Source organism: Streptococcus mitis (assembly GCF_023109105.1).
Classification (GTDB): Bacteria; Bacillota; Bacilli; order Lactobacillales; family Streptococcaceae; genus Streptococcus; species Streptococcus mitis_BW.
In genome coordinates, this window is sequence record NZ_JALDTZ010000010.1 from 1 (window position 1) to 14696 (window position 14696).

At 37.2% G+C, this 14696-nt stretch carries 11 protein-coding genes and 1 pseudogene; 1 reads left to right on the top strand and 11 read right to left on the bottom strand.

The window, feature by feature from the left end; all coding sequences use genetic code 11:
• Positions 1 to 269: 269 nt before the first annotated feature.
• From M1F37_RS06625 to M1F37_RS06665, 9 genes and pseudogenes are all read right to left on the bottom strand, one after another.
• The gene (locus M1F37_RS06625; protein WP_247935212.1) at positions 270 to 632 is read right to left on the bottom strand and encodes a TIGR02328 family protein; all 363 of its coding nucleotides are present in this window, start codon (positions 630 to 632) and stop codon (positions 270 to 272) included.
• A complete protein-coding gene (locus M1F37_RS06630; RefSeq protein WP_247935213.1) occupies positions 616 to 1020 on the bottom strand; it encodes a YbgA family protein in 405 nt (134 codons plus the stop codon). Before M1F37_RS06630 ends, M1F37_RS06625 begins: the two co-directional genes overlap by 17 nt.
• A 134-nt stretch (positions 1021 to 1154) precedes the next feature.
• Entirely contained in the window at positions 1155 to 4199 is a 3045-nt protein-coding gene (locus M1F37_RS06635; RefSeq protein WP_247935214.1) for a type I restriction endonuclease subunit R, read from the bottom strand.
• Between the two features lie 56 nt (positions 4200 to 4255).
• Positions 4256 to 5935 (bottom strand): restriction endonuclease subunit S, encoded by a 1680-nt coding sequence (locus M1F37_RS06640; RefSeq protein WP_247935215.1) that lies wholly within the window; start codon positions 5933 to 5935, stop codon positions 4256 to 4258.
• A gap of 48 nt (positions 5936 to 5983) precedes the next feature.
• Entirely contained in the window at positions 5984 to 6751 is a 768-nt protein-coding gene (locus M1F37_RS06645) for a DUF1828 domain-containing protein (RefSeq protein ID WP_125452483.1), read from the bottom strand.
• A 17-nt stretch (positions 6752 to 6768) separates the two neighbouring features.
• Complete coding sequence (locus M1F37_RS06650; RefSeq protein ID WP_081102769.1) at positions 6769 to 7191, bottom strand: DUF6978 family protein; 423 nt, start codon at positions 7189 to 7191, stop codon at positions 6769 to 6771.
• A gap of 169 nt (positions 7192 to 7360) precedes the next feature.
• Positions 7361 to 7645, bottom strand: a pseudogene (locus tag M1F37_RS06655) (cell filamentation protein Fic); the annotation flags it as partial.
• The gene (locus M1F37_RS06660; RefSeq protein WP_247935216.1) at positions 7635 to 9206 is read right to left on the bottom strand and encodes a type I restriction-modification system subunit M; all 1572 of its coding nucleotides are present in this window, start codon (positions 9204 to 9206) and stop codon (positions 7635 to 7637) included. The pseudogene M1F37_RS06655 and the gene M1F37_RS06660, both read right to left, overlap by 11 nt.
• A gap of 152 nt (positions 9207 to 9358) precedes the next feature.
• Entirely contained in the window at positions 9359 to 10525 is a 1167-nt protein-coding gene (locus M1F37_RS06665) for an AbiH family protein (RefSeq protein WP_247935217.1), read from the bottom strand.
• A 367-nt stretch (positions 10526 to 10892) separates the two neighbouring features.
• Between M1F37_RS06665 and M1F37_RS06670 the strand changes: the two genes are divergently transcribed.
• A complete protein-coding gene (locus M1F37_RS06670; RefSeq protein WP_054421635.1) occupies positions 10893 to 11510 on the top strand; it encodes a TVP38/TMEM64 family protein in 618 nt (205 codons plus the stop codon).
• 42 nt (positions 11511 to 11552) lie between these two features.
• Here the strand turns inward: M1F37_RS06670 and scrK are convergent, their stop codons facing one another.
• Both scrK and M1F37_RS06680 read right to left on the bottom strand, forming a co-directional pair.
• Complete coding sequence (gene scrK, locus M1F37_RS06675) at positions 11553 to 12440, bottom strand: fructokinase ScrK (RefSeq protein WP_000164316.1); 888 nt, start codon at positions 12438 to 12440, stop codon at positions 11553 to 11555.
• A 141-nt stretch (positions 12441 to 12581) separates the two neighbouring features.
• Complete coding sequence (locus M1F37_RS06680) at positions 12582 to 14477, bottom strand: sucrose-specific PTS transporter subunit IIBC (RefSeq protein WP_247935218.1); 1896 nt, start codon at positions 14475 to 14477, stop codon at positions 12582 to 12584.
• Positions 14478 to 14696: the final 219 nt, after the last annotated feature.

Genomic DNA, 14696 nt, shown 5'->3' on the forward strand with positions numbered 1-14696 from the left:
TATCAAAAAAGAAAGGACGAAATTTGTCCTTTCTCGATCTTAGCTTTTCTTCAACCCACTACAGTTGACAAAGAGCCAACTAAAAGGACTCAGTCCTGTGCAATACAGAACTAAATCCTTTCAATAATTATTTGTCTAACTTTTTGGGGTCAGTACACAAATGCCTCAAATCCTTTTTATAGCTTGTTTTAAAGCTGTATTTCAGTTAGAATACTCAAACACGTTATTAGTAATTCTTATAAGTGACTATGGCTTGTTATTAGAAAAGACTATAGGTCAATCCCCTTTTCTCGGAGATTATCCAGACACTCCTCATAGTAGGTAGCATCATGCTCACTATAGATAGGACTTTTCAGCTTTTCCTCTGCTAAATCTTGATAAGGAGGGCAGGTCTTACCTCGGTAGTTCTTGTCCAGCCACTCTGGACTGACCTTAAAGCCTCGTTTCACCATCTCCTCCATAATCAAGTCATGATAGGCATAGAGACGATAGGGCGAGTGAGTAAAGACATAGTCCACCGTCGCATGCTTTCTGCCCCAGCCATTGCCACGCAGGGCGCAACACTCTCGATGTTGCCCCAAGAGTTGAGGACGAGGAAGTTGTGAAATCAAAGCCTCATGCCAAAGTCTCATGGGAGTCTCCTTTCAGTAAAGTCGAATGTTGCAAGTAAGTATTTGGATAACGATCAAGCAAGTCTCGAGTCTTAGCGATCAAATCTTCCTGAGAAGCCTGACCAAAGCGGTAGCAATCCAGCAAAAGCATATAGTCTTTGCGCTCAGCATCTGTCGCTTTCTTTTTGAAATAGCCCCAAATATGCTGAAAGGCATTGCAGACTTGACCTCTATGCTCAGGGATTTGACAGGCACGGTCGATCAGTTCCTGAACATGACTTACCTCCACCTCTTCATTCTTCAAGTACTGACGAATCTCATTGTAAATATTGCTGGAATGGCTCAAAACGAGGTATTTGTTTCTCGCCCAGAGTTGCTGGCAAAGGGCACGTTGGTTGTTATTTTCCATATTTCTCCTTACTTTCTACTAGTTCCCCGGAAATATGGAAACAAAGTTATATCTTAAAAATGAGCGAATTATGAGTGAATAAATAGTGTTTTTTGTAGAGCCTGATTTTTCTAATAGATATTAGTCAACAATCCTTAAATACCTGAATAAGTCTCTACTAACAACTGAATCTTACGTAAAACTTCTTGCTTTTTCCGTTCACGCGCTCCCTGTCTACGAGAAGTTGGTGGAATAATCGAATCCAAATCAGTCCCACTGTTTTCAGCATAACCTCGTTGAATTGATTTGTCTATGAATAATTGGTAATCAGCTACAAGTTTCTCAGACTCAGCTAGGTCATGGATTGCGATTTTCTTGCGCTCCTTGCCATATTCATAGAAAGCATTGATAATCACATCATGGTCTTTCAATTTTTGCAAATCAGTGTCATTGATAAAGCCGATAACCAACTCTTCTTTGGCACGAATATCGATACTAGAACGAATCACACGACTAACTTCTGCTTTCATTGCTTCTTTGGACTCAGAATTCTTCGATTTTTCAACAATCAATGCAAGAATGTAGTCCAGATTAATCTCATCTGTTTTTAAGAGTTCGATTTCAAATTCAACATCTGAAAGATCAACATCCAAATCCTTGGTCTTTTCATAATTTTTAAGGTTCAAAAATTCATCTCGAATTTCTACATAAGTGCTTCTTAAATCCTGAAGATAACCTTCTGAAATAGGTTTGTCGATTTCTTGAAATTCGTCATAATTTCGAAGAACATTATCAAGCTTCAACAACTCACCAAATAACTTAACAAACTCCTTCTTATCATGCTCTGTTTCAATTTCTTGCGGATTCGGGAATCTTTCCAGAATTTCCTGACAAACTGCAGTATAGCCTTTGACCTCGATACCCGTTACTTGGTCAACGAAACCATCCATATATTCACTAAAGCTTTTTTCTAAGATGATTTCAAGCTTATTGGTGTCTCCAAAAGTCTTAATAGCTTCTTGCGTAGCCTTTTCTAAATCACGGAAACAAACAATATTCCCAAAAGGTTTAACCTTGTTAAAAATCCGATTGGTTCTCGAGAAGGCCTGAATCAAACCATGATAACGTAGATTTTTATCGACAAAGAGTGTATTCATAGTCGGGGCATCAAATCCCGTTAAGAACATACCGACCACAATCAGCAAATCCACTTCCTTGGATTTAACGCGTTTGGAAAGGTCACGATAGTAATTTTGAAACTCCTTCCCATCAGCTGAGAAGTTGGTCTTAAACATGTGATTATAATCATCAATCGCTCTAGAAAGAAACTCTTTAGAAGATAGAGGCATGGCTGTATCTTGAGGTTCTAGCTCTTCATCTTGAATTTCTCCATAAGCTGACTGTTCTTCGTTAGGTGCAAAGCTAAAGATAGTCGCAACTTTCAAACGCTTAGCCTCTGGTAAAGCTGCTTGCTGTCGTTGGAGTTCTTCATAGTATAATTTTGCTGCTTCGATACTTTGTACAGCCAGCATAGCATTAAATCCAGACAATTGTTTTTGTTTATGAGTATAGTGTTGATTTCGGTGTGTTTTTGTATTATACACGCGAAGTAAGTATTCTGTGATGATTGCTATCCTTTCTGGATGTAGAAGTAGCTCCTTCTCCATCTTTTTGAGTTTCTTCTCATCAATCTCTCGGCCAACTGCTTTTTCAGCTTCTCTATACTTATTGATTTCAGGCTTGATATAGTTGTAATCAACCTTAAACTTCAAGACTTTTTTATCCCGAATAGCATCCGTAATAACGTAATTATGAAGTTGTTCTCCAAAAACTTCTTGTGTCGTTTCACCTGTCAAACTATTTTCTGGAAAAATTGGTGTCCCTGTAAATCCAAATAAGGCATACTGTTTAAAGGCCTTCTTAATGCGCTTTTGAGCCTTCCCAAACTGAGAACGATGACACTCGTCAAAAATCAAGATACATTTCTTAGCATAGACTTCATGATTAGGATTTGCAGTGATAAACTTATTTAACTTTTGAATAGTTGTGACAACGATTCGATCATCATTTTCTTCGATACTGCGTTGTAGTTCTTTTGTATTGTTACTACCATTGACTGAATTTGGTTGGAATTTTTGATATTCCTTCATAGTTTGATAGTCTAAGTCTTTTCTATCTACAACGAATATCACTTTGTCAATGTAGTCCAACTCTGTCGCTAAGCGCGCAGTCTTAAAGCTGGTCAAGGTTTTCCCTGACCCTGTCGTATGCCAGATATAACCACAAGCATTGATGGTTCCAAAATTCTTCATTTCATTGGAAGAATGAATCTTGCGCAAGATACTTTCAGTTGCTGCTATCTGATAAGGACGCATGATGAGCAAGGTATTATCCACATCAAAAACACAATACTTGGTCAAAACTTCCAAGAGGACACGCTTGCTTAAGAAAGTAACAGTAAAATCTTCCAATTCGTGAATAGTCTTATTCTTACGGTCTGCCCACTCACAAGTAAACTCATAGTGATTTTTATTTTGAGCTGTCGTATTTGCAAAGTAGCGTGTATAAGTGCCATTCGAAATCACAAAAATCTGAACATACTTATACAAAGAATTTTCGCTGTTAAAGCTTTCCTTACTATAACGGTGAACCTGATTAAAGGCTTCTTGCAGACTAACTCCCCGCTTCTTCAATTCAATCTGAACTAGCGGAAGACCATTGACTAAAATGGTCACATCATAACGGTTGGTATGACTCCCCACTTGCGTCACTTGGTTGATGACCTGCATACTGTTGTTGTGAATGTTTTTCTTGTCAAGGATGAAAATGTTTTTAATCCGTCCATCATCAAAAACAAAATCATAGATATGATTTTCTTGGATTTTTCGTGTTTTTTCAACCAAACCTTCATTGGGACAATCTAAATACTCGACTACAAAACGTTGCCATTCAGCATCCGTAAACGTAACCTTATTAAGCTTTTCAATTTGGACCTTTGCATTCGCTAAAAGCTCCGCAGGTGTATGGATATCCAATCGTTCATAATTGAGACCATTGACTAAATCCATAAGCAATTGTCTTTCCAAGTCTGCCTCAGACTGAAATTCTCTATCTGTGCGATACTCTGGTTGATACTCAGCCAAGAGAATCCCTTCATTTGTTTCCGCAATTACTTCATGTACTTTTGAATAATCAACCATAGTATGCTTCCTTTTATTGTATTAATTGAGATTCTTTCTCAAAATGATTCAAGAATTTATCTAGTAAAGTTTAATAATTGTCCTCTCCAGTATTCATACTGTTTCTGTCTTAGTTCGATTTCTTTTGGAAGACCTTCAGAAAGAGAGTTAGTTAGGGTGTTAAAATTGTCAAGAATGGAGACGATTCTTTTTTGTTTGGAAAGGGGGGGTAAGTAGAACGTTACTTTATCAATAGCATCCTTAGATAATCTAGGAATACTAGCTTTTCGAACCTGTGATTTAAGTCTATCTTGCTTACTTAACAAGACATAGTACATAAATTTATCAGAAATATTATCTGACGTCGCTAATGTGTAGACATCATCTGCCGCCCAAAAGTCCACAGCGCTATACCCAATTTCACCAGCCGCCCCTGCACAAATTACAAAACTAGTATTTTTCACTCTGTTTGATTCGGTATAATATCCCAAGGGCGCCAAACTATTTTGATAAACTGGAACACTTCCTGAAGTAGTTAGTTGCTTTCTAACAAGACGTTTCCCACGTTGCAAATTGACAACTTGTCCCACCTTCACTCGAATTGGACCAAATATCCACTGTAAAAGCTTGATAATAGCGGAGTTGTCCCACTCCTCTACTCTACTCTCAGTGTACTCGCCTTCGGCGACGAATGTCAAGAGTTTTTCTCTAAAATATTCGTACTGTTTTTGACGTAGTTCAATCTCTTTTGGTAGTCCGATGTTTAGGTCATTACAAACCATATCAAAGTTGTCCAGAACTTGAACAATACGAGACTGGATTTCGAGAGAAGGAACTGGGATCTTAATTTTATCAAGAATAGCTTGAGTTAAACTAGGCCTTGTTGGATTAGTTGACATTTCTTCTAAATTAACAGTCGTTAAATAATAATAAAAATACTTTGGAATAACCTGACTTCCATCAATTTCAGTGTAGTAAATTGTATCAACATTCCAAAACGCTTTTTCTAAATAGAACAAATTAGAAATAGAACCCTTCCTAGGAATTAAAACAGTTGGTTTATCATAAGAACAATCTGCAACAAACTCTCCCATTTCTCCACCACTGCCGTATACTGGTATTTCACCAATTGGAAGATTTTTCCAATCCTTTCCATTTTTCAATGTAGCAACATCTTTAAGTACTTTCCACTCAACCTGATAGACCTCGTCCTCAAATGATAAGAGCTTATCTCGATAAAAAGAATATTGCTTTTCACGTGAGGTCAATTCTGAGGTCAATTCTGAGGTCAATTCTGTAACATACCCAGTCATTTTGTCAAGTATTTGCACTATTTTTTCTTGAATTTCTTCACTTTGAAGTATTGGTATTTGAGTAGTTCTTGCTTTACTCCAATGTCTTTTATAGCTCCCTTCTTTCTTATAAAAATTACAAAAGCAATAGTATATATATTTTGCTTTTATGCCACTTTTAGGTTTCAAAATTTTTAAACCATCTGCTCCTTGAACAAAAGCAAAGTCTACATATTTTATATGCTCTGAGTGATCCCCAAAAATGATATATTCATCTTTTTCAAGATATTTTTCATTATCTGTATAACCTGCTACAAATTGTTCACCCTGATCAACAATTGGTATTCTTCCTGTTACTTGATACTCCTTTTTAGTTAACTTTACTGGACTTGTCACAGTATCAACCACTTCCCCCAACTCTTTCCACTCAACGGGACAGTTTTGGATTTCTTCTAGGATGTTCATATTTTTCCTCACTTTGATATAAAAATAGCCCTAGCAGTCACTTTAAGGCTACTGAGCTAATAAATCTGAAAATTCTTCTTTCTGTGACCAGGCCAATAACTGTATATCGCTTACTTTCGATGCTTGAATCGCCTTAGATGCAACTTTATTTTCCAAATCATTATAAATAAGAATTTTTTTCGAAACTTGTTGAATATCTCGATTGCTAGCAATATCTTGGTAAATATAGTTAACTCTTGCCAAACTATTATAATCAAACCGATTGACAATTTGAACCCAAATTTCAGGACGATTTTTCCTAGCTCCTAAAACATAATCAACTTGATAATCAATTCCTGAATATCCTGTCAATCGAACGTTTGGCATACCACCAAAATCTTTTTCATAAAAATAATCTTGTACTTCCTCTGTGAAGAGGCTTGTAACGTTGGATCGATGAGTATTCAGTAAATCATAGAGACGTATAATTGTCTCAATCATTTTATGTTTCGCTTTTGGAAAATTCTTTGCTTCACATTCGATATATACAATATCTTCATCCAACTTTGATCCAAACTGCCTTAATACACTGGTTATAATCCGTTGTCTTGTTTCTTTCGTAATGTCGAGACCTGCCAAAGCCAATTCATTAAAAGTTTCACCATCGTCTGAAATTCTTAATAAATCATTAGGTTTTTCTTCTAGGTACAACCGCACTCGATCATTTAAATGATTTACATAAGGCGTTACAATTTCAGAGTACCCATCAAAATCCGTTACAAGTAGTTTTTCACGATACCACTTCACATAGTCATCAATCAGTTTCAAACTATCCATAGTAACCTCCTTTTAAGCTATAGAAATGGGATTGCTACATTATCATAATTCACATTTGTATAGTCCAAAAAATAAATCAAACTATCCAAAAGTTCATTTGCTAAGTCTACTTCTAAATCACCCAAACCAATAGCAATTCGTCCATAATCATGTTCTTCATCAAATATATGAATATGCGGTGTTTCTATATCATCATGAGGAGCACCATTGCAATCTAGGCGAACCAAAACACCTTTTAGACTATGTGACATCATTTGATAAGTGAGGTTCTGCCGATTCAAATGACCTTTTCGATTGATAATCAATTCAAATTTTTCATTCTTATCCGAAATACAATACAGTCGATATTTTCGCTGTTTTCCTACATCAGGAAATTGTATAGTTTTCTGTTCTAATAACTTAATACAATTCAATAATTCTTGAAAATGATTTAATTCCATTAACTCTACTTTAATTAAAAAAGCTTATAGTAGAAGTCTATAAGCCCACTCCTTATACCTGTTCGCCTTGTCACATCCAAGAGAGGTAGGCAATCCTATTAATTCCATTATACCTTTTTTAGCAGATAATTCAAGATTTTTTCACTTTTTTAAAAATATTTTTAATATAACGATAACCAATCGCCAAAATCATATCGAGATTATAGTAGGCGACATTTCGCTGAACACTTCTATTCCCCTCATTTTGAACTGTCAACTTATAGTTGACAGTTGCCTCTTCCGATAATTCTCCATCTTCAAAAATAGCCTTGATATGTTTACTAATATTTTGCTTGGAAGTTTGAAAGAGCTCAGCTAGTTCTTGTTGGGTCAGCCAAACCGTTCCATTATCCAAGTGGAGTTCAATAGCGGACTCGCCATCATCTGTTCTATAGAGAATTACATCATTTGCCATGGCTCAATTCCTCTACAATCTTGTCTATCTCTGCACGCAAGTGATCAATCTTAGCTACAGTCTCTGCAATTTCTTGATTGAGCACATCTATATCAATCTTCTCACGTGTATCTTCTTGTTCGACATAGGTTGAAACAGAGAGGTTATAATCCTGCTCTGAACCAATCACATCATTATCAACAAGAGCAGATTTATAGTCAACATTTTGATAATTAGAGAATAATTCAACTATATGTTCGATATTGCTATCCGTCAAAACATTGTTGTTAGTCTCTTTTTTGAATTCCTTACTCGCATCGATAAAGAGCGTTTTGTTCTCTAGTTTATTTTTTGCCAAAACCAAGATCGTCGTTGCGATAGAAGTTCCAAAAAAGAGATTGTCTGGAAGGGAAATCACTGCTTCAACAAAGTTGTTATCTACTAGATACTGACGAATGGTTTTTTCAGCTCCTCCACGATAGAAAATTCCTGGAAAACATACAATAGCTGCTCGACCTTTATTAGACAGGTGGTTGAGACTATGCATGATAAAGGCAAAGTCAGCTTTTGACTTAGGAGCTAGCTTACCAGCTGGCGCAAAGCGGTCATCATTTATTAGAGTTGGATCTCCATCTCCCACCCATTTGACAGAATACGGAGGGTTAGAAACGATAGCATCAAATGGCTTTTCTTCTAAATGCTGAGGATTTAAAAGGGTATCTCCTCGCTTAATATCAAAGTTATTGTAGTTGATATTGTGCAAGAACATATTCATACGAGCCAAGTTATAGTTGGTCATGTTAATTTCTTGACCAAAGAATCCATCCTCTAGAATATGGTCTTCATATTGTTTTTTCATTTGAAGAAGGAGAGAGCCTGAACCACATGTTGGGTCATAGACCTTGTTAATCTTGTCCTTGCCGACCATCACTAGACGAGCTAGTAGTTTAGAGACTGTCTGAGGTGTGAAAAATTCACCCCCACTTTTTCCTGCATTACTTGCATAGTTGGAAATCAAGAACTCATAAGCATCCCCAAAGGCATCGATGTCATTTTCCTCAAAGTTACCAAAGTTAATACTATTGATACCATTAAGAATATCAGAAAGACGCTTATTTTTTTCTGGAACAGTTCCACCAAGGATATTGCTTCGTGTATCCAAGTTATCAAACAAACCTTTGATATCATCCTCTGATTTGAACCCAATCGCTGACTTCTCAATAGCTTGAAAGATGTTGGCCAAGTCTTCGTTTAAATTTTCATTTTGCGAGGAATTCTTGACAACATTTCCAAATAGTTGACTCGGAAGGATAAAGAAGCCCTTATCCTCAACTGTCCCTGGTTTAAAATCTTGCTCAGCTTCTTGGTCACTCAATTCGGCATAACGGAATTCTAAGTCGCCAGCTTCATGCTCAGCACGGTCAAAATAGTCTGCCATGTGTTCGGAAATAAAGCGATAGAACAGAATTCCTAGGATATATTGCTTAAAATCCCAACCATCTACAGCTCCACGAACATCGTCCGCAATCGCCCAAATTTTACGATGCAGCTCCTTGCGTTCTGCATTTTCTTTACTTGCCATTTTTACTTTCCTTATTAAATAAATGTATTATCTCTTCTATTTTATCATATTTTAAGAAAACCCACTCGAAGTGAAAAGAGCGAGTGGGTTATGAACTATTTTTAAAATAATATTTGACAATTGTTTTCTATAAATTCAATTATTTTTTGACTTTATAATGGTAGTAGAGCATCTTTCATACCTTCCATATCATCACTCTTTACAAATACAACATTCTGTTTTCCTGTTAACTCTATCAGTTTTTCTTTCCCCAGAATGATTGCGAGATTCTTAATAATAGATCGTTTTGCTGGTTCATCGAAATAAGTGAAAATAAATCGATATTTAAACATTCTATTCTGTTCTGATACAATATCTACTAATTTAAAACAATTTTGGAATATTTCTTTATCCAAGGGATCTACTGAGTGACCAAAAATAATGATATTTTTAGGAAATGATTTTGCTATCCCCACATTTGAATACTCATATACTGGTTTGAAAAATTCTTCAAATTTAGTTCCTGTTTCTTTAACAACTCTTTGGTAATATTTCTGATAAGGAATTAAATCACTGTTGACATCATTTTCTTTGTCCTCAATTCCAAAGACCATCGTATTGATTCGACTGAAGGTTCTATCTAAATTAATTCGCCCATGTATAAAATGAGTTCTCTCTTCAGAAGTATCAAATAGATATCCCGAAGTATTGGGATAATTAAAATTTAAGACATAGGTATGTGATAAATCAGGTATTGCATCCAAAGCTGTTGGCTTGGATTTAATGTTTCTAACTTCAAAATCAAGAAAGTCTATATAAGATAAATATATTTCTAACAATTCAATCAATAGATCAAGTTGATTGATAAATTCATTATTCAATTTTTCGAGTGCAACTTCTCTTTGTAGTAATCTCCAATTTTTCTCATAGAATAATTTAGAAAAATTATCAACAACAAATATTTTGGCATAAGCATTATTATCTTTTAGAAGTTTTTCCTTCAATCCTTCTGAATGTCTCTTGTTAGGTTCATTCATATTTTCATTATATAAAATATTATTCTCTTTAAAATACATTATTGCATCCGCGAGTTGTGAGATCATGATTTCAAGATTAGACCAATTATCTCCAAGGGTATCTTTGTTTTCGTTGATAAATTTCAAATATAAATTATCTTTGTATTTCTCAATACTAATATTTTTAGCTTTTAGAAACTCCAGCAACTTCTCATCTGGATTAGAAAATAATTGTTTTTCAAACTCAATAAAATCTGTATATTTTGTTTTTCGATCCATAGCAATATCAAAGCCATTGCCCAGAATTAGAATAGTATCTGCCATGATTTTTTCTCCTCTACATTATGGATAATTACTAAAATTATACCACGAATCAACCAAAAACGAGTCTGGGACAAAAGTCTAACCATAAATATAAAAAGCAAACAAAATAAGTTATCTGACACTCAGAATTCTGTCTTGTTCGCTTTTTCCCAATCTATCGATTTTAAAAATTTATAATAAAGAATTCCTAAAATCAAAATCTTTTTGTCCCAGCCGCGTTTAGTTTTATCCAACTACTTCTTCTGCTTTAACTTTTTTTTTCATTCTTGTTCGAACCAGTCAATCGACGCTTACTATCAAACACTCATTCCCCCTTTCTCCTCCAAAATATGGTATAGTAGAATTATACTATCTATGAGGAGCTTACATGTCACAGGATAAACAAATGAAAACTGTTTCTCCCCTTCTGCAGCGAGTTATCAATATCTCATCGATTGTCGGTGGGGTTGGGAGTTTGATTTTCTGTATTTGGGCTTATCAGGCTGGGATTTTACAGTCCAAGGAAACCCTCTCTGCCTTTATCCAGCAGGCAGGTATCTGGGGGCCACCTCTCTTTATCTTTTTACAGATTTTACAGACCGTCGTCCCCATCATTCCTGGAGCCTTGACCTCGGTGGCTGGGGTCTTTATCTACGGCCACATCATCGGGACTATCTACAACTATATCGGCATCGTGATTGGCTGCGCCATTATCTTTTATCTGGTGCGCCTCTATGGGGCTGCTTTTGTCCAGTCTGTCGTCAGCAAGCGCACCTACGACAAGTACATCGGTTGGCTGGATAAGGGCAATCGTTTTGACCGTTTCTTTATCTTTATGATGATTTGGCCCATTAGTCCAGCTGACTTTCTCTGTATGCTGGCTGCCCTGACCAAGATGAGCTTCAAGCGCTATATGACCATCATCATTCTGACCAAACCCTTTACTCTCGTGGTTTATACCTACGGTCTGACCTATATTATCGACTTTTTCTGGCAAATGCTTTGACATGTAAAAAATCCGTTTGGTTTCCCAAGCGGATTTTGTGCTTTATTTTGAAACTTCTTTTGCAAGGACAAAGTTCCCAAGTGTGGCAGAACCATTCCCTGCGACTGCTGGCGTCACGATGTAATCACGCACATCTGGAACTGGTAGGTAACCGTTGAGCAAGGATGTGAATTTCTCACGGACACGATCCAGCATGTGTTGTTGAGCCATGACCCCTCCACCAAAGACAATCACGTCTGGTCGGAAAGTCACTGTCGCATTAACCGCAGCTTGAGCGATATAGTAGGCTTGAACATCCCAAACAGGGTTGTTGAGTTCAATATTTTCCCCACGAACACCTGTACGAGCTTCCAAACTTGGACCAGCTGCATAGCCTTCCAGACATCCCTTATGGAAAGGACAAACACCGTTGAATTCTTTTTCAATATCCATTGGGTGTCTAGCAACATAATAATGACCCATTTCAGGGTGACCCACACCGCCGATAAACTCACCACGTTGGATAACACCTGCACCGATACCTGTACCGATTGTGTAGTAAACCAAGTTTTCGATACGGCCACCAGCATTGTTACGGGCAACCACTTCACCATAAGCAGAGCTATTTACGTCTGTAGTGAAGTACATAGGCACGTTGAGGGCGCGACGAAGGGCACCAAGCAAGTCAACATTTGCCCAGTTTGGTTTTGGAGTTGTTGTGATAAAGCCATAAGTTTTTGAGTTTTTATCAATATCAATCGGACCAAATGAACCAACTGCAAGACCAGCAAGGTTATCGAATTTTGAGAAGAACTCAATGGTTTTATCGATTGTTTCGATTGGAGTTGTTGTTGGAAATTGTGTTTTTTCTACAACGTTAAAATTTTCATCACCGACAGCACAGACAAATTTTGTACCGCCTGCTTCCAAACTTCCGTATAGTTTTGTCATGATTAACCTCTTGTATTTATTTTCTTTATTATAGCATATTTCCAGACTGAAAATTGCTCAATATTTTAGATTTTCCTCTGTAAATTTTACCATTCAATCAAAAACGAACAAACATGACATTTGTTCGTTTTTATGAATCTATTAAGCTTTAACTTCAATGACTGCGTCACCCTTAGCAACTGATCCAGAAGCAACTGGATTTACTGAAGCAAAGTCTGCAGTGTTTGTCACGATAACCATAGTTGTGTTGTCAAGTCCTGCAGCGGCAATCTTAGCTGAGTCAAATGTTCCAAGAACATCTCCAGCTTTAACCTTGTCACCTTGAGCAACTTTATGGTTGAATCCTTCACCGTTCATTGAAACAGTGTCGATACCAACGTGGATCAAAATTTCAGCTCCGTTAGCTGTTCTTAGGCCATAAGCATGTCCTGTTGGGAAGACAATTGTCACTTCAGCATCAGCTGGTGCGTAAACGACATCTTCACTAGGTTTTACAGCGATACCTTGTCCCATAGCTCCACTTGAGAAGACTGGATCATTCACATTTGAAAGAGCAACGACATCACCAACGATTGGTGTTTGAATAACACCTTCGCTCGGTGCAACAACAGCACCAGTTACTGCTTCTTCAGTCAAACGGTCAGTTTCAGCTTCAGAAATTGCTCCTGCAACCTCTTCTACTTCATCTTCATAACCAAACATGTAAGTAAGAGCAAAACCAAGTACAAATGATACAGCTACCATAAGAAGGTATTGTAGAAGTTGTCCGTTACCAATGTAAAGCATTGTACCAGGGATGATTGTGATACCATTACCAGTACCAGCAAGTCCAAGGATAGATGCCAATCCACCACCGATTGCACCAGCAATCAATGAAAGGAAAAATGGTTTACGGAAACGCAAGTTAACCCCGAAGATAGCAGGCTCAGTAATACCTAGGAAGGCAGAAAGAGCAGCTGGGAAAGCAAGTGTTTTAAGTTTAGGATTTTTAGTTTTCACACCAACGGCTACTGTCGCAGCACCTTGAGCAGTCATGGCAGCTGTGATGATAGCGTTGAATGGGTTAGCATGGTCAGCAGCAAGCAATTGAACTTCAAGCAAGTTGAAGATGTGGTGAACACCTGATACGACGATTAATTGGTGAACTCCACCAATCAAGAAACCACCAAGTCCGAATGGCAAGTTAAGAATTGCTTTAGTTCCAATGAGGATGTAGTTTTCAACAACGTGGAAGACTGGTCCGATAACAAACAATCCAAGAATTGACATTACAAGGAGTGTTACGAACGGTGTTACCAAGAGGTCAAGTACATCTGGAACAACCTTGCGAACTGCTTTTTCAAACTTAGCTCCGACAACCCCGATAATGAAGGCTGGAAGAACTGAACCTTGCAAACCTACAACTGGGATAAATCCGAAGAACTGCATTGCAGTTACTTCACCACCAGACGCAACAGCCCAGGCATTTGGAAGCGAACCAGAAACGAGCATCATACCAAGAACGATACCAACGGCTGGGTTACCACCGAATACACGGAAAGTTGACCAAACAACCAAACCTGGCAAGATAATAAAGGCAGTGTCAGTCAAGATCTGAGTATAAGTTGTCACATCTTCTGGAAGTGTCATTCCAAGAGCAGTCAAGAGACCACGAACACCCATGAAGAGACCAGTTGCTACGATAACTGGAATGATTGGAACGAAGACGTCACCGAAAGTACGGATGGCACGTTGGAACCAATTTCCTTGTTTAGCAGCTTCTGCTTTCATTTCAGCTTTTGTTGAAGTTGGCAAACCAAGAGCTACGACTTCATCGTACATCTTGTTTACTGTACCAGTACCAAAGATGATTTGGTATTGACCTGAGTTAAAGAAAGCACCTTGAACTTTTTCCAAGCTCTCGATAGCATCTTTGTTAATTTTCGCTTCATCTTTAACCATAACGCGAAGACGAGTCGCACAGTGAGCTACACTATTAACGTTCTCACGTCCACCTAAGGCTTCGATGACTTTTTTTGCAATTTCTGTATTGGTCATTTGCAAAAATCTCCTTATAAAAAATTTTGTTCTTGTTTGAAAGCGATTTATTCGCCCTACGAATATTATTCTATCACGTTTTAAAAATATGTCAAGCGTTTTGCAGAAAAAATATTTGTTTCTTAGAGTCAGGTCTTTTGTTTTGATAGATTATGAGAGTTTTATGAAATTTTTCTTTAAAAAATAGTTTAAAATCTGAGTTAAAAAGGATTTTGTTTC